The organism is Pseudomonas sp. 8_5_2 (genome assembly GCF_059295255.1).
In genome coordinates, this window is record NZ_CM181238.1 from 5052021 (window position 1) to 5074991 (window position 22971).

The 22971-nt window shown below is 62.7% G+C and carries 22 protein-coding genes; 11 read left to right on the forward strand and 11 right to left on the reverse strand.

The window, feature by feature from the left end:
• Positions 1–86 precede the first annotated feature (86 nt).
• From AC5O5R_RS23145 to AC5O5R_RS23155, 3 genes are all read right to left on the reverse strand, one after another.
• Entirely contained in the window at positions 87–995 is a 909-nt protein-coding gene (locus AC5O5R_RS23145) for an alpha/beta hydrolase family protein (protein WP_172228470.1), read from the reverse strand.
• A gap of 131 nt (positions 996–1126) precedes the next feature.
• Positions 1127–2338, reverse strand: coding sequence for an enoyl-ACP reductase FabV (gene fabV / locus AC5O5R_RS23150; RefSeq protein ID WP_172228468.1), 1212 nt, complete (start codon positions 2336–2338; stop codon positions 1127–1129).
• 255 nt (positions 2339–2593) lie between these two features.
• Positions 2594–3442 carry a LysR substrate-binding domain-containing protein gene (locus AC5O5R_RS23155; protein ID WP_172228466.1) on the reverse strand — a complete coding sequence of 283 codons (849 nt, stop codon included), beginning with the start codon at positions 3440–3442 and terminating at the stop codon, positions 2594–2596.
• 135 nt (positions 3443–3577) lie between these two features.
• Here AC5O5R_RS23155 and AC5O5R_RS23160 point away from each other — a divergent pair, with 135 nt between their 5' ends.
• Genes AC5O5R_RS23160 through AC5O5R_RS23175 form a run of 4 tightly spaced genes read left to right on the forward strand, consistent with a single transcriptional unit; the run spans position 3578 to position 7712 of the window.
• Positions 3578–4618 (forward strand): agmatine deiminase family protein, encoded by a 1041-nt coding sequence (locus AC5O5R_RS23160; RefSeq protein WP_494511673.1) that lies wholly within the window; start codon positions 3578–3580, stop codon positions 4616–4618.
• Positions 4615–5511, forward strand: a complete 897-nt coding sequence (aguB, locus tag AC5O5R_RS23165) for an N-carbamoylputrescine amidase (RefSeq protein ID WP_494511674.1) — start codon at positions 4615–4617, stop codon at positions 5509–5511. Before AC5O5R_RS23160 ends, aguB begins: the two co-directional genes overlap by 4 nt.
• Positions 5512–5513: 2 nt before the next feature.
• Entirely contained in the window at positions 5514–6599 is a 1086-nt protein-coding gene (locus AC5O5R_RS23170; protein ID WP_494511675.1) for an extracellular solute-binding protein, read from the forward strand.
• A 3-nt stretch (positions 6600–6602) separates the two neighbouring features.
• Complete coding sequence (locus tag AC5O5R_RS23175) at positions 6603–7712, forward strand: agmatine deiminase family protein (RefSeq protein ID WP_172232667.1); 1110 nt, start codon at positions 6603–6605, stop codon at positions 7710–7712.
• A gap of 5 nt (positions 7713–7717) precedes the next feature.
• Here AC5O5R_RS23175 and AC5O5R_RS23180 read toward each other — a convergent pair whose 3' ends face one another.
• Both AC5O5R_RS23180 and AC5O5R_RS23185 read right to left on the reverse strand, forming a co-directional pair.
• On the reverse strand, positions 7718–8251 hold the full coding sequence (locus tag AC5O5R_RS23180) for a cytochrome b/b6 domain-containing protein (RefSeq protein ID WP_172232664.1): 534 nt from the start codon (positions 8249–8251) through the stop codon (positions 7718–7720).
• On the reverse strand, positions 8248–8514 hold the full coding sequence (locus AC5O5R_RS23185) for a PepSY domain-containing protein (protein WP_172232661.1): 267 nt from the start codon (positions 8512–8514) through the stop codon (positions 8248–8250). The genes AC5O5R_RS23180 and AC5O5R_RS23185 overlap by 4 nt, the downstream gene beginning before the upstream one ends.
• Before the next feature lie 176 nt (positions 8515–8690).
• On the opposite strand from AC5O5R_RS23185, the gene AC5O5R_RS23190 reads away from it, so the two are divergent.
• On the forward strand, positions 8691–9869 hold the full coding sequence (locus AC5O5R_RS23190) for an acetyl-CoA C-acetyltransferase (protein ID WP_494514759.1): 1179 nt from the start codon (positions 8691–8693) through the stop codon (positions 9867–9869).
• Between the two features lie 62 nt (positions 9870–9931).
• On the opposite strand, the gene AC5O5R_RS23195 is transcribed toward AC5O5R_RS23190, so the two are convergent.
• Positions 9932–10756, reverse strand: a complete 825-nt coding sequence (locus AC5O5R_RS23195; protein ID WP_172224031.1) for a 5-methyltetrahydropteroyltriglutamate--homocysteine methyltransferase — start codon at positions 10754–10756, stop codon at positions 9932–9934.
• 227 nt (positions 10757–10983) lie between these two features.
• Here AC5O5R_RS23195 and AC5O5R_RS23200 point away from each other — a divergent pair, with 227 nt between their 5' ends.
• Positions 10984–12471: a methylenetetrahydrofolate reductase C-terminal domain-containing protein gene (locus tag AC5O5R_RS23200; RefSeq protein WP_172224026.1), complete on the forward strand. Its 1488-nt coding sequence runs from the start codon at positions 10984–10986 to the stop codon at positions 12469–12471.
• On the opposite strand, the gene yjiA is transcribed toward AC5O5R_RS23200, so the two are convergent.
• The 3 genes from yjiA to AC5O5R_RS23215 all read right to left on the reverse strand — a co-directional run bounded on the left by yjiA (position 12431) and on the right by AC5O5R_RS23215 (position 15875).
• Complete coding sequence (gene yjiA / locus AC5O5R_RS23205) at positions 12431–13408, reverse strand: GTPase (protein ID WP_172224022.1); 978 nt, start codon at positions 13406–13408, stop codon at positions 12431–12433. The genes AC5O5R_RS23200 and yjiA overlap by 41 nt on opposite strands.
• Before the next feature lie 185 nt (positions 13409–13593).
• Positions 13594–13791, reverse strand: a complete 198-nt coding sequence (locus AC5O5R_RS23210; protein ID WP_016713459.1) for a YbdD/YjiX family protein — start codon at positions 13789–13791, stop codon at positions 13594–13596.
• Positions 13792–13808: 17 nt separating this feature from the next.
• Complete coding sequence (locus tag AC5O5R_RS23215) at positions 13809–15875, reverse strand: carbon starvation CstA family protein (RefSeq protein ID WP_172224019.1); 2067 nt, start codon at positions 15873–15875, stop codon at positions 13809–13811.
• 309 nt (positions 15876–16184) lie between these two features.
• On the opposite strand from AC5O5R_RS23215, the gene AC5O5R_RS23220 reads away from it, so the two are divergent.
• From AC5O5R_RS23220 to AC5O5R_RS23230, 3 genes are all read left to right on the forward strand, one after another.
• On the forward strand, positions 16185–16808 hold the full coding sequence (locus tag AC5O5R_RS23220; RefSeq protein WP_172224014.1) for a lytic polysaccharide monooxygenase auxiliary activity family 9 protein: 624 nt from the start codon (positions 16185–16187) through the stop codon (positions 16806–16808).
• Positions 16809–16912: 104 nt separating this feature from the next.
• Positions 16913–17278: a PilZ domain-containing protein gene (locus tag AC5O5R_RS23225; RefSeq protein ID WP_172224009.1), complete on the forward strand. Its 366-nt coding sequence runs from the start codon at positions 16913–16915 to the stop codon at positions 17276–17278.
• Between the two features lie 263 nt (positions 17279–17541).
• Positions 17542–19059, forward strand: coding sequence for a nucleobase:cation symporter-2 family protein (locus AC5O5R_RS23230; RefSeq protein ID WP_172223992.1), 1518 nt, complete (start codon positions 17542–17544; stop codon positions 19057–19059).
• A gap of 176 nt (positions 19060–19235) precedes the next feature.
• Here the strand turns inward: AC5O5R_RS23230 and radA are convergent, their stop codons facing one another.
• Positions 19236–20606 carry a DNA repair protein RadA gene (gene radA, locus AC5O5R_RS23235; RefSeq protein ID WP_172223987.1) on the reverse strand — a complete coding sequence of 457 codons (1371 nt, stop codon included), beginning with the start codon at positions 20604–20606 and terminating at the stop codon, positions 19236–19238.
• Between the two features lie 174 nt (positions 20607–20780).
• Between radA and mscL the strand changes: the two genes are divergently transcribed.
• Complete coding sequence (gene mscL / locus AC5O5R_RS23240) at positions 20781–21200, forward strand: large-conductance mechanosensitive channel protein MscL (protein WP_027595230.1); 420 nt, start codon at positions 20781–20783, stop codon at positions 21198–21200.
• A 32-nt stretch (positions 21201–21232) separates the two neighbouring features.
• Here mscL and AC5O5R_RS23245 read toward each other — a convergent pair whose 3' ends face one another.
• Positions 21233–22009 carry a ferredoxin--NADP reductase gene (locus AC5O5R_RS23245; RefSeq protein WP_172223984.1) on the reverse strand — a complete coding sequence of 259 codons (777 nt, stop codon included), beginning with the start codon at positions 22007–22009 and terminating at the stop codon, positions 21233–21235.
• A gap of 214 nt (positions 22010–22223) precedes the next feature.
• On the opposite strand from AC5O5R_RS23245, the gene AC5O5R_RS23250 reads away from it, so the two are divergent.
• Positions 22224–22931: an autoinducer binding domain-containing protein gene (locus AC5O5R_RS23250; RefSeq protein ID WP_172223979.1), complete on the forward strand. Its 708-nt coding sequence runs from the start codon at positions 22224–22226 to the stop codon at positions 22929–22931.
• The last annotated feature ends 40 nt before the right edge of the window (positions 22932–22971 follow it).

The following is a 22971-nucleotide window of genomic DNA, read 5'->3' on the forward strand; positions in this document are numbered from 1 at the left end:
AGCTCCAATGGGCATCTCACTGACCTCAGGCTGAGGCAAGCCCTGTGGAAGCTGGCTTGCCGGCGATGAGGCCAGAGCCAGCAGCATCAGCTCATGATCCTTCCTGGCACCCCACCTTCCAACCCTCCAGCCTGCAACCACTGCAACGCCACCGGCCACAAACTTTCGCGAAACCGGTCATGGAAAAACGCGAAATGGCCGATGTCCTTCACCGAGATATCCACAGGGGCGATGCGCAGGTGCCGGCGTTCGGCATGCTGCAGATAGCCCAGCAACCGCTCGGTCGCCGCCACCGTGCCGAACGGGTCATCAGTCAAGCTGATAGCCAGCGTCGCCGCCCGCACCTGGGCGAACGGTAGCGCAGCCAGGCCACGCCCGCTGGGGCGTTGCTCATAGCGCGGGGTACGGGTGGTCCAGTCCTGCACCACGCCGGATGGCGTATCCTCCAGCCAACCCAGGCGTTTGCCGGGAAAATAGCCGAACACCCGGGTCAGCAGCGGCATCACCACATGCCACTTGCCCAACAGCTGCCAGCGCTGGCCCGCTGCGTAATCGCGCCAGTAGGCGAACTGCGCCCCCACCATCACCACCCGCCGTATCTGCCCCGCCGACGGCGCCAGGCCCACCGCACAACCACCGAAACTGTGCCCAACCACGTCCACCGGCTGGCCGGGGAAATGGGCGGCTGCATGCGCCAGCATGGCTTCGAAATCCAGCTGGCCCCAGTCGCTCCAGGTCGCCTGAAAGCCACGCAACGAAGCTGGGCGGGATTCACCGATGCCACGGTAATCGTAGGTCAGCACATCGCAGCCCTGGGCGAACAGGTAGTCGGCAAAACGGGAGTAATAGCGGCAGCGTACCGAAGTGGCAGCGTTGATGATCACCAGCGGGCGCTGGGGGTCAGGTTTGGCGTGGCGCCAGCGGAACCCGCCGAGGTTATAGCCGTCGGCTGTGGCCTGGCGAAACGGGGTGGCGGGTTGGGTGTGGCTACTCATGGCGCATTCCCTGTTGTTGTGCGCCAAAACTAGCAAAAATCATACAGCCTGTACCGGCCATTTCGCGGCGGTTCGACGCCTCGATGAACCCGCTCCCACATGGGATTGTTGGCCGGTACAGGCTGAAAGGATTACAGCTCGATGCAGTCGAACTTCACATCGGTGGCCACGTCTTCGTCGTAGTTGACGTCAGCGCGCTCGAAGCCGAACAGGTTGAGGAACTGCTTCTTGTAGCCGGCATAGTCGGTCAGCTGGAACAGGTTCTCGGTTGTCACCTGCGGCCACAGGGCCTTGCAGTCGTTCTGTACGTCGTCGCGCAGCTCCCAGTCGTCCAGACGCAGGCGGCCCTTTTCGTCGACTTCGGCCGGCGCACCATCGGCGCGATACAGACGGTCGCGATACATGCGGTCCAGTTGGTCCTGGGTGCCTTCGTGAACACCTTTCTCCTGCATGATCTTGAACACCATCGACAGGTACAGCGGCATCACCGGAATGGCCGAGCTGGCCTGGGTGACCACAGACTTCAGTACGGCCACGTTGGCACCGCCTTTCACTTCGCCGGCCAGCTTCTGGTTCAGGCGCAGGGCGGTGTCGTCCAGGTCCTGCTTGGCCTGGCCCAGCGCACCGTGCCAGTAGATCGGCCAGGTGATGTCACTGCCGATGTAGCTGAAGGCCACGGTACGGGCACCTTCGGCCAGCACGTCGGCGCCGGCCAGGGCGTCGATCCACAGCTGCCAGTCCTGGCCGCCCATGACGGTAACGGTGTCGGCAATTTCCTGTTCGGTGGCCGGCTCGATGCTGGCCTCGATGATGGTGTCCTTGTTGGTGTCGATGGCGGTCGACTTGTACGGCTGGCCGATCGGCTTGAGCGCGGAGCGGATCACTTCACCGCTCTGCGGCAGCTTGCGCACTGGCGAGGCCAGCGAGTAGATGACCAGGTCGACCTTGCCGCCCATTTCGTTCTTGATCAGCTCGATGACCTTGGCACGGGCTTCGTCGGAGAACGCGTCACCGTTGATCGATTTGCTGTACAGGCCTTCGGCCTTGGCAAACTTGTCGAAGGCGGCGGAGTTGTACCAGCCAGCGGTGCCGGCCTTGGTCTCGGTGCCTGGCTTTTCGAAGAACACGCCCAGGGTGTCGGCCTTGAAGCCGAAGGCTGCGGTGATGCGGGCTGCCAGGCCGTAGCCGCTGGAAGCACCGATGACCAGGACCTTCTTCGGGCCATCCTCGCGCACGCCCAGCTTGCGGGTGGCTTCGATCTGGTCACGGACGTTGAGCTCGCAGCCCTTCGGGTGAGTCGTGGTGCAGATGAAACCGCGAACCTTAGGATGAATGATGGCCAATGTCTGTACCTCGTCAGGTTTATGCAGGGAAGCGCCACCTTGGGCGATTCCGATTGATCAGAGGGTGAGACTACCCCCGCAGGTTATCCGACACATATTACGGGGTGATCCGAGGGATGCAAAACAGTGGTTTACCTGCACCGGCCCCATCGCCGGCAAGCCAGCTCCCACAAAGACGGCGCAGACCTTCAGCACCGCTGGGTACTTGTGGGAGCTGGCTTGCCGGCGATGGGGCCCGTGCAGGCAAACTCACGCTTAGGCCAAAGCCCCCCTCAACCAATCCAGAAACTGCCTGGCCAACAGGTCATCCTGACTATCCCGGTGCACCAGGCAGGCCCACGCCGGCCCGCGCACCCGCTGCACCGACAACGCCTGCAACCGCCCCTCCTCCACCGCCCGCCGCGCCAGCAGCTGGCTGACCAGAGCCACCCCCAACCCTTCGCTGGCGGCATCCAGCAACAGCCCGGGGTCGGAGAAATTCAGCCCCTTGCCCTGCTGCCCCACATCCTCCCCGCCTTCCAGCTGCCAGTGGCTCCAGTCCATTTCCCGCTCGCCGTGCAAGGTGGTGCGCGCGCTTGCCGCCAGCAGCGAAGGGTGACAGGCCGGGTACAGCAGGTCCTGGTGCAACACGCTGAAGCTGCATTCGGCCTGGGCGCTGAGGTCGTCGCGGATGGCCAGGTCGATGGTCTCGGTGGCCATGTCCGGCACCTCGAAACTGGTGAACAGCCACAGGTCGACCTGCGGGCAACGCTGGTGAAAGTCGGCCAGGCGCGGCAGCAGCCAGTGCCTGGCAAACGCCGGGCTGGTATTGACGACCAGCTGGTTGGGCTTGCGGTACTGGTCCAGCCGGCGAATGCCCACGGCCAGGTGCTGCAACAACGACTGCGTGGTGCTGAGCAGGTCGTGCCCGGCATCGGTCAGGCTCACGCTACGCCCGCTGCGATGGAACAACGGCTGCTCAAGGTAGGTTTCCAGGCTGCGGATCTGCTGACTGATGGCCGACTGGGTCAGGTTCAGCGCCTCGGCAGCCTTGTGAAAACTGCCCAGCCGCGCTGCGGCCTCGAAACCGCGCAGGGCATTCAGGGGTGGCCAGTGTTTAAGCATTATTGATAAGCCCTGCTGATCAGATATGCGCTAAATCTATCGTTTGTCGCCAAGCAATCCTAGCCATAGCATGGACATCAACACCCGCGACGGCGGGCTTCGTTGATGAAAATCCTTAATAGATTGGAGTTCACTATGCACCTGTCCCCCGACAGCGGCTGGCGCATGCCCGCCGAATGGACCCGCCACGCTGCAACCTGGATGGTCTGGCCGCACAACCGAGGGCTGTGGGAAGCCGGTTGGCGGGTGACCCTGGCCGACGTCCAGCGTGACTATGCACGGGTCGCAGCCGCCATCGCCCGCTTCGAACCGGTAAAAATGGTGGTCGACCCATCGGCCCTGGAAAGCGCGCGTGCCCTGTGCAGCGCCAATATCGAACTGATCGAACTGGCCGTGGACGACAGCTGGTGCCGTGACAGCGGCCCAAGCTTCATCTGGCACCCGCAGCATGGCCTGGCCGGGCTGAGCTGGCGTTTCAATGCCTGGGGCGGCAAGTCGCAACATGGCCATGACCGCAGCCTGGGTCGGCGCATCCTTGACCAGCTGGGTCTGGACGGCTTCAGCACGCCGCTGTGCAACGAGGGCGGTGCAATTCATGTTGATGGCGAAGGCACGCTGATCACCACCGAGTCGGTGCTGCTCAACCCCAACCGCAACCCAGGCGTGAGCAAGGCTGAGTTCGAGGCCTGCTTCGCCCGGTACCTGGGTATCAGCAAGACCATCTGGCTGCCGGGTGACCCGCAATACGTCACCGGCGACATGACCGACGGCCATGTCGACGGCGTCTGCGCATTCGCCCGCCCAGGCGTGTTGCTGGTCGACGCTACCCATGACGCGCATTCGGTGTACGCCGAAGTGGTGCGCGAAAACCGCCGCGCCCTTGAGCTCGCCACCGATGCCCGGGGCCGCCATTTCGAACTGCTCGACCTGTACGAGGCCAGCGATGCTGTCGATCCGGGCGCCGAGGTGTTCTGTGCCTCCTACACCAACTTCTACATCGCCAATGGCGCGATCATCATGCCCGCCTACGGTATCGCCGCCGACCAGGAGGCCGCTGCGCAACTGGCCCACGCCTTCCCTGGCCGCGAGATCGTGCCCGTGCGTATCGACCACATCGCCCACGGCGGTGGTGGCATCCATTGCATCACCCAGCAACAGCCGCAGGTGCAGCCATGAGCCTGTTGCGCGTGGCCACCACGCAAATGCCATGCAGCTGGAACCTGCCCGACAACCTCGAGCGCGCCGAGCAACTGGTACGCCAGGCCGCCGCCAAAGGTGCCCAGGTGATCCTGCTGCAAGAGCTGTTCGCCACCCCGTACTTCTGCATCGAACAAAACCACCAGCACCAGGCCCTGGCGCAGCCTTACCCCGACAGCCCGATCCTGCAGCGCTTCGCGGCGCTGGCCGGCGAGCTGGGCGTGGTACTGCCGCTGAGCTGGTACGAGTGCGCCGGCAATGCCTTCTTCAACTCGCTGAGCGTGGCCGACGCTGACGGTCGCCTGCTCGGCGTTTACCGCAAGACCCACATCCCCAATGCCATCGGCTACCAGGAAAAGGAGTACTTCAGCCCCGGTGACACCGGCTTCAAAGTCTGGGACACCGCCTTCGGCCGCCTGGGCATTGGTATCTGCTGGGACCAGTGGTTTCCCGAGACGGCCCGCTGCCTGGCACTGATGGGCGCCGAAGTGCTGCTGTTCCCCACCGCCATCGGCTCCGAGCCCGGCTGCGCCGAACTGGACTCACGCGACCATTGGCAGGTGGCCATGCGCGGCCACGCCGCCGCCAACCTGCTACCGGTGGTCGCGGCCAACCGCGTTGGCGAGGAAGTCGCAGCCAGCGACACATCGCTGGCCATGCGCTTTTATGGCTCGTCGTTCATCTGCGACCACAAGGGCGCCATGCTTGCCGAGGCCGACCGCGACAGCAGTGGCATCTGGCTGCACGACCTGGACCTGCAGCGCATGCGCGAGGACCGCCTGAGCTGGGGCATCTACCGTGATCGCCGCCCAGAAATGTACGCCCCGCTGCTGACCCTGGATGGCACGCACCCACACACCCTGAGGGCCTGAGCATGAAACGCCACGTTCTAGCCGCATTGGCGCTGGTCGCCTGCACCAGCCAGGCCCAGGCCGAGCAGCCCGTGCTGCGCCTGTACAACTGGGCAGACTATTTTGCCGAGGACACCCTCAAGCAGTTCACAGCCGAAACCGGTATTCAGGTGATCTACGACGTCATGGACGGCAGCGAGGTGCTCGAAGCCAAGCTGATGTCGGGGCGCAGCGGCTACGACCTGGTGTTCCCCGGTGATACCGTGGCCGAGCGCCTGATGCGCGCCGGCAGCCTGCAGCCGCTGGACCACAGCCGCCTGGAAGCGCTGGACGACATCGAGCCCGGCCTGCGCAAACTGCATGCCCAGTACCCCAAGGCCAGCCAGGCCACCGTCCCTTACACCTGGGGCACCATCGGCCTGACGGTGAATGCCGACAAAGTACGCGAGCGCATGCCCGATGCGCCGCTGGACAACCTCGACCTGCTGTTCAAGCCCGAGCTGGCTGCCAAGTTCGCCGATTGCGGCATCTCGGTGATCGACTCGCCCGACGAGGTGCTGGCCGTGGTCCTCAACTACCTGGGCCGCGAGCCACGCAGTGCCAAGCGTGAGGACCTGGCTGCCGCCAGCGAACTGCTCAAGGCCATCCGCCCGTACGTGCGCAAGTTCCAGTCGCAACCGGTGACCGAACTGGTCAACGAGAACCTGTGCCTGTCGCTGGGCTACAGCGGCGATGTGATCCAGGCGCAGCGCACCGCCGAGGGCGCCGGCAAGCACCTCGACTTCCAGTACCGCGTGCCCCGCCAGGGCACCACGGTATGGATGGATACCATGGCGATCCCTGCCGATGCCAGGCACCCGGAATACGCCTATCGTTTCATCAACTTCGTCATGCGCCCGGCAAACATGGCTGCCATCAGCAATTTCACCGGCTACCCCACTGCCAGCGCCAAGGCGCGCCAGGCCGTGGACCCGCGGATGCGTGACAACCCCGACATCTACCTCGACCAAGCCACCTATGCCCGGCTGATCCCGGGCCGCGATATCCCACAGGCCGACATGCGTGCACGCATGCGCGTGTGGACGCGCTTCAAGACTGCACAGGACTGAGCCATGCCAACCCGTAGAACCGTACTGCAACTGTCGCTGGCTGCCGGCCTTGGCGCCGGCCTTGGCCTGCCGCTGGCCCTGGCCCGCGCTGAACAACCGGGGCGCTGGTTCATGCCGGACGAAGGCGAGCCACAGCAGCGAGCCTTCATCGCCTTTGGTGCCCAGGATGCCATCTGGGAGGACTTCACCGCCGACGTGCAAGCCACCCTCGGTCGGATTGCCCAAGCCATCGCCCGCTATCAGCCGGTGACGGTGTTCTGCCGGGCCAGCCAACGCAAGCTGGCCGAGCAGCACTGCGCCAGCCACCGCACAAGCTTTGTCGAGTGCGAGCTGGATGACATATGGATGCGCGATAGCGGCGCCAACTTCGTCGTCGATGATGACGGCGCCCTGGCGGCGGTGGATTTCAACTTCAACGGCTGGGGCAACAAGCAGCGCCACCGCAACGATGCCCGACTGGCCAAGCGCGTTGCCGCCCTGGCTGGCGCTCGCTACCAGCGCAGCGAACTGGTGGGTGAAGGTGGCGCCATTGAAGTGGATGGGCACGGGACCGGCATCATGACCGAGAGCAGCTGGGTCAGTGCCAACCGTAACCCAGGCTGGAGCAAGGCCGAGGTCGAGGCCGAGCTCAAGGCGCGCCTGGGCCTGGGCAAAGTCATCTGGTTGCCGGGCATCGCCGGGCAAGACATCACCGATGGACATGTGGATTTTTATGCCCGCTTCGTGCGGCCAGGGGTAGTGATTGCCAACGTGGACAACGATCCGGATTCATATGACTACGCCGTGACGCGCAAGCACCTGGCGATTCTGCAACGGGCTACCGATGCCGAAGGTCGCAAACTGCAGGTACACGTGGTGTCGCCGCCGCAGCGCGGTCGACGCAACAGGTTCAGCAAAGGCAATGATGACTTTGCGGCGGGGTACATCAATTATTTCGTGATCAACGGCGCTGTCATTGCGCCGCAGTTTGGCGATGCGCCGGCGGATGAGAAAGCACGGGCGCTGCTGGCGGCGTTGTATCCGGGGCGGGATATCGTACAGCTGGACATTGATGCCATTGCTGCCGGGGGTGGCGGGATTCACTGTGTTACCCATCAATGCCCGGCTGTCTAGCACAGTCAATCGCGGTGCCGTCGGCGCCCGGTGATCATCGACAACGGGAGGTTCTCGCGCAGACGCACGCTCTCGTAGATGGCCGCCGACACATGCACGCAGACCAGCGCCAGCACGGCGTTGGCCAGCCAGCTGTGTACATCGTTGGGCCAGTCGGCGCCCCACAGCGCATCCACCTCCTGCGATGCCCAGCCGGTCAGGCCAAGCCCGGCAATGCCGGCCAGCATCAGCAGCATCACCAGTGCGCCGATCGGCGAATGCCCCAGGCGGTGGCAAGGCTCCCCACGCAGCAGCGCCCGGGCATGCCATGCCAACCGCGCCGGGGTAGGCCAGAAATCGACCCAGCGCGCACTGCGCGGCCCGACGAAACCCCAGACCAGGCGCAGGAGCACACAGGCCAACGCGTAGTAGCCCAGCCACTGATGCCAGTCGTCGCCCTCTTCGTTGAAAAAGTAGTTGGCAAAGAACACGGCCGCGATCGACAGGTGGCACAGCCGCAGGAGCGGGTCCCACAGCTGCACCGTGCCAGCGCTGTTCAATCGTGGTACTCGGTCTTCACTGCCTTGCCGCTCACCGGATCATGGTAGATCTCGACCTTGCGGCCATCCTTGTCGAAACCATAGATCTCGTAGCAGTTGCCTTTGGTGACCTTGAACTTGTTGATCTTGTAACCCTGCTCCTTGAGCTGCTGCTGAAACTTGCCCTGGTCTTGCCAGGTGCTCTTTTCAGCGGTGGTGCACTGGGTGGCGGCGAATGCTGTGCTGCTGCCGATCAGGAGGGTCAGAGCGATCAGTATGCGCATGGGCATATGCTCCATTCAGTTGGGTTGAAACAGCACATCCATTAGCGTAGATGGGGTGGCCATATTGCGCCCATTCATTTGTTTTTCACATCAATCGCAAAGAAAAACAAACTTAACAAATAAGCCAAAGCCGCCGATGCTTGGAGCATTACGCCCATCGCACGGAGAACAACAACATGAACGACGTGGTCATCGTCGCCGCAACCCGTACCGCCATCGGCAGCTTCCAGGGCGCCCTGGCCACTGTGCCTGCGGTAGACCTCGGCGCCGCCGTGATCAGGCGCCTGCTGGAGCAGACCGGGCTGGACCCGGCACAGGTCGACGAAGTGATCCTCGGCCAGGTGCTCACCGCCGGCGCCGGGCAGAACCCTGCACGCCAGGCCGCGATCAAGGCCGGCCTGCCCTTCAGCGTGCCGGCCCTGACCCTTAACAAGGTCTGCGGCTCGGGCCTCAAGGCCCTGCACCTGGCGGCCCAGGCCATCCGTTGCGGTGACGCCGAGGTGGTGATTGCCGGTGGCCAGGAGAACATGAGCCTGGCCCCTTACGTGATGCCCTCGGCCCGTACCGGTCAGCGCATGGGCCATGGCCAGCTGATCGACAGCATGATCACCGATGGCCTGTGGGATGCGTTCAACGACTACCACATGGGCATCACCGCCGAAAACCTGGTGGCCAAGTACGGCCTCAGCCGTGAACAGCAGGATGCCTTCGCCGCCGAATCGCAGCTCAAAGCGGTGGCGGCTATCGAGGCTGGCCGTTTCGATGACGAAATCACCCCAATCGTGCTACCGCAGAAAAAGGGCGACCCAAAGGTGTTTGCCCGTGACGAACAACCACGCACGGACACCACCGCCGAATCCCTGGGCAAACTGCGCCCGGCGTTCAAGAAGGATGGCAGCGTCACCGCAGGCAATGCTTCCAGCCTGAATGACGGCGCCGCCGCCGTGCTGCTGATGAGTGCCAGCAAAGCCAAGGCGTTGGGCTTGCCGGTGCTGGCCAGGGTGGCAGCGTATGCAAGCGCCGGTGTAGACCCGGCGATCATGGGTATCGGCCCGGTTTCGGCCACCCAGCGCTGCCTGGACAAAGCCGGCTGGCAGTTGGCCGATCTGGACCTGATCGAAGCCAACGAAGCCTTTGCCGCGCAAGCGCTGGCCGTGGGCAAGGCACTGGAGTGGGATGCTTCGCGGGTCAACGTGAATGGCGGGGCGATTGCCCTCGGCCACCCGATTGGGGCGTCCGGGTGCCGGGTACTGGTGACCTTGCTGCACGAGATGATCAAGCGCGATGCCAGGAAAGGCCTGGCTACCCTGTGCATTGGCGGTGGCCAAGGGGTGGCTCTGGCGATCGAGCGTTGATCCCGGATTGATTTGAGCCGGCATTACAAGGGTTTTACGTAGCCTGCCCTGGCCACCCATGATCAAGCCGCGATGCGGTTCTGCTGCAGCTCCGCCGCCAGCGCCGCCACTTGCTGGCATTTCTGCACGGCCAACTCCACCGGGCTGCGCAGCAGCGAGCAGGAGGGCGCCAGCCACAGCCGCTCACCCAGGCGCTCGTGAGCATCACGCAGCAGGTTCAGGGTCGTTTGCCGGTCGCAAGGTGCGGCATCGGCGCCGTCGATCAGGCCCAGCGACAACACCTTGTAGGTCGGCAGGCGATCAAGGATGGTCGGGTACTGCTCAGGGGCCTGGACCAGGTCGATATGCAGGCCATCGACCGGCAGGTTGGCGGCCAGGCCGAGGTTGCCATCCAGGCCACCGGAGTAAGTGGCGATCAGCTTTTTCAGCGGAGCGCGCTGAAGAATGTTGTAGACGCGCTCGTAGGCGTTTTTCCAGTCCTGTGGCAGCGCCTGGGCGAGGATCGGCTCATCGATCTGCACCCATTCGACGCCCAGGGCAGCCAGGCGGTTGAGGGCCTGGTCATACACTGGCAGCAGGCGATCGAGCAGCTCCAGCTTGTCGCAGTCGCCGCCGTGGGTCTTGCCCAGCCACAGGTAGGTCAAAGGGCCGATCAGCACCGGCTTGACCGTATGACCAAGCGCCTTGGCTTGCTCCACTTCTTCGAAGAGATGCTCCCAGTTCACGGCAAACGGCTGATCCCCAGTGGCCAGCGCGTGATCGCCCCATGCCGTGTTGCCGAGTGACAGCAGCTCGATGCCGGCGTCTTTCTGCATCTGCCAGTGGCGCGCACGCAGCTCGAGGTCACCTTCGATATGTGGAAAGCCCAGGTTGTGTGCCAGTGCCATGTGTTGTCCCTTAGCCTGCATAAATGAATAAGAGAATTTTCCGGCGGATGGCCTTTTGAAACAAACTCATTAAATTTGAGATGAACTCAAGAATTTCTCATGATCATGTTTCAGGACCGGTACGGGCCTGTGTGTCTCATTCAGAGCACCACCCTGCGCATCCGGACATGACCTGACCCGTCTTCTGCCGCACAATGCCACCCTGACCAACCCAGGTGCCCGGCCCCATGAGCCTGCTGAAAACCGCGCTGCGCGAACAACACTTCGTCTGCGTCATGGAGTTCGTCCCCAAGCCTTCCGCAGAACGCTTCGCCGCCATGGAGGCGATCATGGCCCGTGCGCACCTGTGCGGCTGGCCGATGACCGTGGCCATTGGCGACCGTGTCGGCAGCCCGCTGGACATGTCGCCGCTCGACGCCCACGCCTCGTTCAGCAAGCCACTGCCGGTGCTGCCGCACTTTTCCGGCAAGGACCGCGAGCGCCAGCACCTGCTCGCGCAATTGCAACGCATGGACGCTGCCGGCCTTGACCAGCTATTGCTGCTCACGGGCGACCGCCTGCCCGGCCACCAGCCAGGCCAGCGGCCGGTACGCTATCTGGAGTCGGTCGCCGCACTGCAGATCGCCCGTCAGGCTTGCCCACACTGGTTGCTTGGCGCCGCGCTCAACCCGTTCAAGTACTGCGAAGAAGAAGGCGGCGCCCAGTATTTCAAGGCCGAGAAAAAACTGGCGGCGGGTGCCGACTTTCTCACCCTGCAACTGGGCTTCGATGCCGACAAGCATCAGGAAGCCATGCACTGGATGAACCGCCAGGCCTCGCCCAAGCCAATGCTCGCCTGCCTGATGAGCCTGACCCATGGGCGTGCGGCCATGCTCGACCACGTGGCGGGCGTGACCGTGTCGCCGTCCATGCGTGACATGCTCGAAGCCGAAGCGGCACAGTCCAAGGCGTTTACCCAGGCGCGCAGCGTCGACCGCCTGGCCTTGCAGATCATCGGTGTGAAGCTGATGGGCTACGCCGGGGTGCACTTGTCGGGAATTCATGAGCTCAAGCAATTGCTGGCCCTGGAGGCCCGCATCGAGCACTGGCAAACGCAGGTCCACACGCTGGAGCAGTGGGCACCCGCCTGGCACGAAAGCTGGCAGCTGCCCGGTCTGCCGGCAGTCAGTTTCCATCCGCCGCAGGCCGCATGGCGCGCGGGCGAGTCGCGGATCGATGCCTCATTCAAGGAGAAAGCGCGCTATCACCTCATGCATGGCATGCATTCACTGCTGTTCAGCCGCGGCAACGCCTTGAGCAAGGCTTTTGGTTGGGCGGTGAGCCAGCCACTATGGGCAACGCGCCTGGGCGCACAAGTGCTGCACAGTGTGGAGCGCAGCGTGAAGCGGCCGCTGCTGGGTTGTGACACCTGCGGCACCTGCCGCCTGGAAGATACCTTGTATATCTGTCCGGAATCCTGCCCCAAGGGCCTGGCCAACGGCCCCTGCGGGGGGACCGCGCTGAACCGCTGCGAGTTCGGCGACCGCGAGTGCATACACAGCATCAAGTACCGCACTGCCAAGGCGGTGCGGCAAACCGCCGTACTGACCGAGCGCCTGATCCCGTGCATCGAGGTCCAAACCCGCCACCGCAGCTCATGGCCGCAGTGGTTCGCAGCGCAGACGCCGCGCCGGATCAGCCCGCAGCCAACGCCTCGAACCCAGCCCGAATCATAGCTTCGGGCAGTTCGTCGGCAATGAATACCATGACGCTTTCGCGTGTTTCCCCTTCGGCCCATTCGGCGTCCCAGTCGAAGCCGTAGAGCTTGAGCACCCCCTGGAACACCAGCTTGCGGTCTTCGCCGGCAATATTCAGCACGCCTTTGTAGCGCAACAGCTGTTTGCCGTGGGTTTCCAGCAGCTCGTTCATGAACGCGCTGAGGCGGTCGATATCCAGCGCGGTTTCTGTGCGCAGCACCAGGGTAGAGATGCGGTCCGGGGTGGCAGGCTTGAGTACTGGGCGTAACGTGGGTTTCAGGTTCGCGCCCAGGTCGGGGTTGAGGTTGAAACCCCGCACATCCAGCAGCTCGGCCAGGTCGACGCGGCCGTGGTCGACGGTGCGAATAGCGGCCCTGCCATTGATACGCACCAGGCGCTCGCTCAGAGCTTCGACCGCAGCGGGCTCGACCAGGTCGGTCTTGCTAAGCAGCAAGCGATCGGCAAAGCCGACCTGGGCCTGGGCAATGGCCTGGGTCAGGTGCACCTCGGCATGAGCGGCATCGACCAGGGTGATGATACCGTCGAGGATATAGCGCTCACGCAGTTCCTCATCAATGAAAAAAGTCTGTGCCACCGGCGCCGGGTCGGCCAGGCCGGTGCATTCGATCACCAGGCGGTCGAAGGCGATTTCGCCGGCGTCCAGGCGTTCGAGCAGCAGGTACAAGGCGCGGGTCAGGTCGCCATGGATGCTGCAGCAGACGCAGCCGTTGGCCAGGGTCATCACCTGCACCGGCTCGTCGCCCAGCAGCTGGCTGTCGATGCCGGCCTCGCTGAATTCGTTTTCGATCACCGCGATCTTCAGGCCGTGCTCGGCCTTGAGCATGTGCTTGAGCAGGGTGGTCTTGCCGGCACCCAGGAAGCCGGTGAGTACGGTTACGGGAATAGGCGTCTGCACGCAGAACATCTCCTGTGCAGTGGGAATTTGGAAGGTGGCGCGATCCCTGTAGGAGCGGCCTTGTGTCGCGAAAGGGCCGCAAAGCGGCCCCGGCGATATTTGCTGCAAAGCTGGAAACCTGGGGCCGCTCCGCGGCCCTTTCGCGACACAAGGCCGCTCCTACAGGACCGCGCCAGCCCCCAGGTTCAGCAGCACTTGGGCCCGGACTTGCCACCGTATCGCGCTTCCTGACGTTCGCGGAAAAATTCCTCGTACGTCATGACCGGCTTGTCCGGGTGCGTCTTCTGCATGTGCTCGACGTAGTTGTCGTAGTCGGGCATGCCGACCATCAGGCGGGCTGCCTGCCCCAGGTATTTACCCAGTCGACCCAGGTCGTTGAACATAACTGCAGTCCTCTCGATTACGCGTCAGGCAACGCCTGGAACGGCGTTTCCTTGTCGGTACGCTCCTTGCGACCCCAGGCGGCGTAGCCAACCTTGAGGGCGAAGAACAGGATGCTGAAGACCACCAGCAAGAACAGGATGGTGAGGCCAGCGTTGGTGTAGGCGTTGAAAATCACGTGTTGCATCTGGCCGATGTCCTTGGCCGGGGCCAGCACCTGCCCGGCATCCAGCGCGGTGCTGTACTTGTTGGCCAGGGCCAGGAAACCAACTGCCGGGTTCGGGTCGAACAGCTTGATCAGGCCTGCGGCGGTGGTGCAGATCAGCAGCCAGACGGCCGGCAGCAGTGTGACCCAGATGTAGCGTTGACGCTTCATCTTGATCAGCACAACGGTGCCGAGCATCAAGGCGATACCCGCCAGCATCTGGTTGGAGATACCGAACAGCGGCCACAGGGTATTGATGCCGCCCAACGGGTCGATCACCCCTTGATACAACAGGTAGCCCCACATGGCCACGCAGCCAGCAGTGGCGAGCAGGTTTGCCCCCCACGATTCGGTGCGCTTGAGTGCAGGTACGAAGCTGCCCAGCAGGTCCTGCAGCATGAAGCGCCCGGCACGGGTCCCGGCGTCTACTGCGGTAAGGATGAACAGCGCCTCGAACAGGATCGCGAAGTGGTACCAGAAGGCCATGGTGTTTTCACCCGGCAGCACCTGGTGCAGGATTTGCGCGATACCCACCGCCAGGGTCGGCGCACCGCCGGCGCGAGCCAGCACGGTGTGCTCGCCGATATCGCGGGCAACCGCCTCCAGTTGCTCCGGCGTGATCAGGAAGCCCCAGCTGCTGACCGTCTGCGCCACCGACACGACATCGGCACCGACCACTGCAGCCGGGCTGTTCATGGCGAAGTACACACCCGGCTCGATCACCGAGGCGGCGACCATGGCCATGATGGCGACGAACGACTCCATCAACATGCCGCCGTAGCCGATGTAGCGGGCGTTGGTTTCGTTATCCAGCAGCTTGGGCGTGGTGCCCGAGGAGATCAGCGCGTGGAAACCGGACACCGCACCGCAAGCGATGGTGATGAACAGGAACGGGAACAAGGTGCCCTTCCACACCGGGCCGGTGCCGTCGGTGAACTGGGTCAGCGCCGGCATTTTCAGCTCGGGCGCGATGATCAGGATACCGATGGCCAGGCCGACGATGGTGCCGATTTTGAGGAAGGTCGACAGGTAGTCACGCGGTGCCAGCACCAGCCAGACCGGCAGCACAGCGGCGACGAAACCGTAACCCACCAGCATCCAGGTGATCTGCACCCCGGTGAAGGTGAACGCCGGGCCCCAGGTCGGATCCGCGGCAATCTGGCCCCCCAGCCAGATCGAGGTCAGCAGCAGGACAACACCGATAACCGAGATTTCGCCGATGCGGCCCGGGCGGATGTAGCGCATGTAGATGCCCATGAACATCGCGATCGGGATGGTCGCCATCACCGTGAACATGCCCCATGGGCTTTCGGCCAGGGCCTTGACCACGATCAGCGCCAGCACCGCGAGGATGATGATCATGATCAGGAAGCAGCCGAACAAGGCGATGGTGCCGGGAATGCGGCCCATCTCCTCGCGCACCATGTCGCCCAGCGAGCGGCCATTGCGGCGGGTAGACAGGAACAGGACCATGAAGTCCTGCACCGCACCGGCCAGTACCACGCCGGCAATCAGCCACAACGTGCCGGGCAGGTAGCCCATTTGCGCGGCAAGCACCGGGCCGACCAGCGGGCCGGCGCCAGCGATGGCGGCGAAGTGGTGACCGAAGAGGATGTGCTTGTTGGTCGGAACGTAGTCCAGGCCATCGTTGTTGAGCACCGCTGGGGTGGCTCGGCGAGGGTCGAGTTGCATCACCTTGGTGGCGATGAACAGGCTGTAGTAACGGTAGGCGACCAGGTAGATGGCCACCGAAGCGACCACGATCCACAAGGCATTGATCGCTTCACCACGACGCAGGGCGACAACACCCAGCGCGCAGGCTCCTATGACCGCCAGCGCCAGCCACGGGATGTGGCGTAGCAGGCTGTTATTGTTGTTCATGGCATGCTTCCAGCTAAGTGGTTGGAATAGACAGCTCCTTGAGTCTAGGGCCTGCTTGGCTGCTTTACCATATCGAATTGGCACTCACCCCCGGCCAGCGGCGCGCTCTAGAACGCTGCCGCCCGCATTCCCCGCGTTGTGCGGTTCCGACCATCTCCACCAACTACCTGACATTTCTGCCAGTTGTGAATGGCGGCGCGCACGCATTCAATGACCAGGGCTTCGGGTTGCCATCTGAGAAGTACCGCTTGCGAACAAGCACACAACCAATGTCCAGCAGTTTTCTGGGACTCGCTAAAGGGAAAGATCATGACGATTCGGAAACCGGCATCAGCCCCCATTACCCCCGCGCATGGATCAATAACCACGCCCAAGAGTCGAGCCACGTTCGCCGAGGAACGGGGCCAGATCGAAGGAAACCTTCACAATGGCATCGAAAGTGGCAAGTTTTTCCCCGAAACGAGCGGGGGAATAACCGACCCATACGCCAAAGACGATGTACCCAATATGGCGCCACCCGCCGATGGCAAAATTGCCAGCGGCGAAAGACCGGCTGCCGCATATCTGGACAAGACCGATATCGACTGGGACAAGCATGATGTGATCAGTGGCACGCCCCTTGAGTTTGTCTGGCAATTCAGTGCACGCCACAAATACCGTCGTTTCAACTATTTCATCACCAAAGACGGCTGGGATCACAGACAGCCGCTGGCCCGTGAACAGTTCGAATCCAAACCATTCAAGTCTTATCTCAATGAACGACAACCCTATTGGGGTTTCACGGACAATGAAATGTGGCCCGAGCAACCGACTGTTCACAAACTGCTCCTGCCTGAGCGCAAGGGTTATCACGTGCTGCTGGGTGTATGGGAAATTGCCGAAACCGACAAAGCCTTTTACCAAGTGGTGGATCTGAATTTCGTCGACAGGTGAAATCGAATGGGGCGGCTATTTTCATCAATGCTGCTTGCCGCTCATCATTCGTCAAACAAGGCCATGGCTGGTCTATAGTCAGTGCAACTGACGAGGGGCCCGCCATGACCACTTCCGCCGACGACCGCCGCCGTTTCCAGCGTATTGCCTTCGACGCCCCTACCGAGCTGCGCCAGGGCGATCGCCGCTGGCCGGTGAAACTGCTGGACCTTTCACTCAAAGGCTTGCTGGTCGAGCGACCCGCCCATTGGGACGCCGACCTGACTCAGGATTTCGACGCAGTCATCCACCTCGCCCTCGACACCCGCGTGCAGATGCAGGTGGAACTGCGCCATGAAGAAGCCACGCGTCTGGGCTTCATCTGCCTCTACATCGACATCGAATCGCTGACCCACCTGCACCGTCTTGTGGAATTGAACGTGGCTGACAGCACCGAAATGATGCGTGAGCTGCGCGAACTGATCGAATAATGAAATCTCTTAGCTAGCTAATAGCCTCCCCGCCTTGTGTTTCCTGTCTACCCAGACAGCTTTAAGCCTGGGTAGCAATGCTTTGTACACACCCCTCTAGTACAGCATTTGATGAGTTGGTACGCCTTCTGCATTGGGTTCTCGCACGTCTGGAGCGCCGCCTTGTGCGCGCTCCGATCAAAATATTGTATACAATTCTTGTGGCAATCATTTGTAGGAAGTGTCTACAGTAGCAACACAAAAATAAACAGAGAGCCTGCTCCATGACTACGTCCCCTAGCACGTCTCCCGCCCCGCGCCCCGAGGATGAAAACCTCGGCCTTGGAGCCAACCTGGCCTATGGTCTGCAGCATGTGCTGACCATGTATGGCGGGATCGTCGCGGTGCCCCTGATCCTGGGGCAGGCCGCAGGCCTGAATGGCGCCGAAATCGGCATGCTGATCGCCGCTTCGCTGTTTGCCGGTGGCCTGGCCACCCTGCTGCAAACCCTCGGCTTGCCGTTCTTCGGCTGTCAATTGCCGCTGGTGCAGGGCGTGTCCTTCGCCGGTGTGGCGACCATGGGCGCAATCCTCAGCAGCGAAGGCGGTGGTGGTCTGCCGGGCGTGCTCGGTGCGGTCATGGCAGCCTCGCTGATCGGCTTTCTGATCACCCCGGTGTTCTCACGCATCACCAAGTTCTTTCCGCCGCTGGTGACCGGTATCGTCATCACCATCATCGGCCTGACCCTGATGCCGGTTGCCGCGCGCTGGGTGATGGGTGGCAACAGCGCCTCGCCGGAGTTCGGCAGCATGGCCAACATCGGCCTGGCGGCGCTGACCTTCGCCATCGTGCTGCTGCTGAGCAAGCTGGGCAGCGCGACCATCTCGCGCCTGTCGATCCTGCTGGCCATGGTGGTCGGCACCTTGATCGCCTGGGCGCTGGGCATGACCGACTTCAGCAAGGTCGCCGAAGGGCCGATGTTCGCCTTCCCCACGCCGTTCCACTTCGGCATGCCGGAATTCCACATTGCCGCGATCCTGTCGATGTGCATCGTGATCATGGTGACCCTGGTGGAAACCTCGGCCGATATACTCGCCGTGGGTGAGATCATCGACACCAAGGTCGACTCCAAGCGCCTGGGCAACGGCCTGCGCGCCGACATGGCGTCGAGCATCCTGGCGCCGATCTTCGGTTCGTTCACCCAGAGCGCATTCGCCCAGAACGTTGGCCTGGTCGCCGTAACCGGGGTCAAGAGCCGCTACGTGGTAGCCACCGGTGGCGTGATCCTGGTGGTGCTCGGCCTGCTGCCAGTCATGGGCCGGGTCATCGCCGCCGTCCCTACCCCGGTACTGGGCGGCGCCGGCATCGTGCTGTTCGGCACCGTGGCGGCCAGTGGTATTCGCACCCTGTCCAAGGTCAGCTACAAGAACAACGTCAACCTGATCATCGTCGCGGCCTCGCTGGGCTTCGGCATGATCCCGATTGCCGCACCCAACTTCTATCACCACTTCCCGAACTGGTTCGAGACCATCTTCCACTCGGGCATCAGCTCGGCGGCGATCATGGCCATCCTGCTGAACCTGATCTTCAACCACTTCACCACCGGCAACTCGGAAAACCAGTCGGTGTTCGCTGCAGCCTACGAGCGCACCATCCAGTATTCGGACATTTCCGCGCTGCGTGACGGGGACTACTTCAAGGATGGCAAGCTGTTCGATGCCGAAGGCAATGAAGTGCCGATGCTGGAAATGGACGAGCATGGCAACGAGACAGTCAGGCGTGCGGCGGTTGCCGAACATTGACCGCTGACTGAGCGGTGAAGTGGAGGGGCCGACGCGCATCGTCGGCCCCTTTTTCGTTTGCCTGTCAGGCCCTATCGCCGACAAGCCAGCTCCCACAAGAACGCCACAGGTTCCGAATCCTGTGCAGTACCTGTGGGAGCTGGCTTGCCGGCGATAGGGCCCTGACAGGCCAAGGATCACTCGAACAATGCATCCAGCGCCTGTTCCAGCCGGGTCACGGCAATAACCTGCAACCCTGCCGGCGGATCTTTCGGCGCATTACCCTTGGGCACGATGGCCCGCTTGAAACCATGCTTGGCCGCCTCTTTAAGCCGCTCCTGGCCACTGGGCACCGGCCGCACCTCGCCCGACAGGCCGATCTCGCCAAACACCAGCAGGCCATGGGCCAATGGCCGATTGCGCAAGCTGGACATCACCGCCGCCAGCAGCGCCAGGTCCGAGGCCGTTTCCAGCACCTTCACCCCGCCCACCACGTTGAGGAACACGTCCTGGTCATGGGTGGGAATACCACCGTGACGGTGCAAAACCGCCAGCAACATGGCCAGGCGATTCTGGTCCAGGCCCAGGGTTACCCGACGCGGGTTGGCCAGGTGGCTGTCATCGACCAGCGCCTGCACCTCCACCAGCATCGGCCGGGTGCCCTCCCAGGTTGCCATCACCACACTGCCTGGCACTTCTTCCTGGGCCCGGTTGAGGAAGATCGCCGACGGGTTGGAGACCTCTTTCAGGCCCCGGTCGGTCATGCCGAACACGCCCAGCTCGTTGACTGCGCCAAAGCGGTTCTTCACCGCGCGCAACAGGCGCAGGCGGCCATCGGACTCACCTTCGAAATACAGCACGGTGTCGACCATGTGCTCAAGTACCCGCGGGCCGGCCAGCGAGCCTTCCTTGGTGACGTGACCGACCAGGAAAATCGCGGTACCGCTCTGCTTGGCGTAGCGCACCAGCAACGCCGTGCTCTCGCGCACCTGGGCCACACCGCCGGGGGCTGATTGCAACTGTTCGGTGAAAATGGTCTGGATCGAGTCGATCACCATCACCCGCGGCTTTTCCTGGCGGGCGGTGGCAATGATGGTTTCGATGCAGGTTTCGGTCATCACCTTGAGCTGGTCCTGGGGCAGGCCCAGGCGCCGCGAGCGCATGGCCACCTGCTGTTGCGACTCCTCACCGGTGACGTACAGCGCCGGCATGCCCACGGCGATGTTGCACAATGTCTGCAGCAGGATGGTCGACTTGCCGATACCGGGGTCGCCCCCAATCAGCACCACCGAGCCATCCACCAGGCCGCCACCCAGCACGCGATCCAGCTCGGTACTGCTGGTGGAGAAGCGCGGGATTTCCTCGACACTGACCTCGGCCAGGGTCTTGATCTGCGCCTGTTGCCCGGTCCAGCCGGCACGGCCGCTACTGGGCGCAGCGGCACCACCGCTTTCGATCATGGTCTCGACCAGGGTATTCCAGGCCCCGCATTCGCCGCACTGGCCGGCCCATTTGGGGAAGGTCGCGCCGCACTCGGTGCAGCCATACAAGCGCTTGGCCTTGGCCATGGGTGGGGTCTCCTGGAAAAAACCGCCATCATAGCCGAGCCGAGCGTGTCTCGAACGCCTCGGGATGCGACAAAACTATTCGTTGCAACCGCAGTCAGTAGCCCTGAACACCGCATGAAGCGTTTTAGTGGCTTACACTGCGTTAACCTTACCTTTTGTTACAAGGAACCCAACATGGGCATGATCAGTGAGTTCAAGGCCTTCGCGGTCAAAGGCAATGTCGTCGACATGGCGGTCGGTATCATCATCGGCGCGGCCTTCGGCAAGATCGTCTCGTCCTTCGTCGGTGATGTGGTCATGCCGCCACTGGGCCTGCTGATCGGTGGCGTGGACTTCAGCGACCTGGCCATTACCCTGAAGGCTGCCGAAGGCGACATCCCGGCGGTGGTGCTGGCTTATGGCAAGTTCATCCAGACCGTGATCGACTTCGTCATCGTGGCCTTTGCCATTTTCATGGGGGTCAAGGCAATCAACAGGCTCAAGCGTGAAGAGGCCGTGGCACCGAGTGCGCCGCCTGTGCCCTCCGCTGAAGAAACCTTGCTGACCGAAATTCGCGATTTGCTCAAGACGCAAAACCAGAACCGGTTGCCTTGAGACCGCTGGGGGGCGCTGAGCGCCCCCCATTATCACCAGTAGTTTTCCACCGCCACCTGGCCCGGCCGCTTGCTCAGGCTCAACTGCAGGTCACGCGCCTTCAACACCTTGCGCGTCTCGTCGATCATCTCCGGGTTGCCGCACAGCATCACCCGAGAATGCTCCGGCGAAAGCGCCAGCCCCGCCGCCTTCTCCAGCTCGCCATTCTCGATCAGTGTGGTAATACGCTGATTCAATGCCCCCGGGTGCTGTTCACGGGTCACCACCGGAATGAACTGCAACTTGCCGGCAAACTCGGCCAAGTAGTCGCGCTGCTCCAACCCGGCAATTTCAGCCACATAAGCCAGCTCTTTCGCTTCACGCACCGAGTACACCAGCTTGATGCTGTCAAAGCGCTCCCAGGCCTCGAAGTCCTGCAGGATCGACATAAATGGCGCAATGCCAGTACCGGTCGCCAGCAACCACAGGTCGCGGCCACCGACGAAGCGGTCGAGGGTAAGGAAGCCGAACGCCTGGCGATCGATCAACAAGGTGTCCCCTGCCCCCAGCCGGCTCAACTCACTGGTGAACTCCCCCCCTGGCACCACGATGGAGAAAAAGTCCAGGTGCTCGTCATGCGGCGCACTGACCATGGAATAGGCACGCCACACCACGCTGCCATCGGCCTTGGTCACGCCCAGCCGGGCAAACTGGCCGGAACGGAAGCGGAACCCGGCATCGCGCGTAACCCGCAGGCTGAAGAGGTTCGGCGTCAGGGGCTGAACATCGAGCAGGGTCTGCCGGGTGAATTTTTCGGCGCTGGCGGTCATAACGGGCTCCAAAGTTGACATGCGCACAGTGTCGCCCAAAGCGGCCTGGATAAAAACCATTGCTTTGTAGGGCCTCCGCCAGGGCGATCCTGCCGAAGTCGCAGAAAAACCTGATCGCTATAACAAAAAAAACCCAGCGATATGGTAGGTAGTTTCCTACAATCATGCGGGTACCCAAACGGATTGGGCCCAGCAACCTCCAGGAGTTTTACAGATGCTGCACTGGAAACCCGAGCATCTTCATGCGTTTGTAAGCGAACGCAGCCCCCGAAGGCTGTTCGATATCGCGGTGCATCTGGCGCAGGACCTTGGCATGGATTACCTGGGGCTGAACATTCGCATTCAGATCGCCACGCAAACCCCTCGGGTCTACCTTTACAGCAACTACCCGGACGAGTGGATACAGCGCTATCAGCGCGATGAGTTCTACAAGCAAGACGCGGCCGCCAACGTGAGCCACAGTTCTACCCTGCCGGTACTGTGGACCGACGAGCTCTATAGTGAGGCCCCGCATTATCGCGAGGCAGCCTGCAAGCATGGCCTGCGCCATGGCTGGACGCAGTCCTTGCACGATCTGCAGCACAACGAAAGCCAGATCAGCGTGGCCAGGCCCGCCGTCAATATCGACATCAATGAGCTCTATGACAAAGCCGGCAGTGTGCAGTGGCTTTGCCATACCCTGCATGCGGTGCTTGGCGAACACCACCTCAATGCCCTGTGCCCGCCACAACCTAAAATGAGCGAGCGCGAGCTGGAAGTACTGAGATGGTCGGCCGCCGGCAAGACCGCCGCCGACGTGGCCTGCATCCTGTCGCTGTCGCAGAGCACGGTCAACTTCCACATCCGCAGTGTTATCACCAAGACCAACGCCGCCAACAAGGCTGGCGCCATCGCCATCGCCGCCCTGCGCGGCTGGATCTGACCGGCAATCCTGCGACCTTGGGCAAAGCCCTGTAGAATCG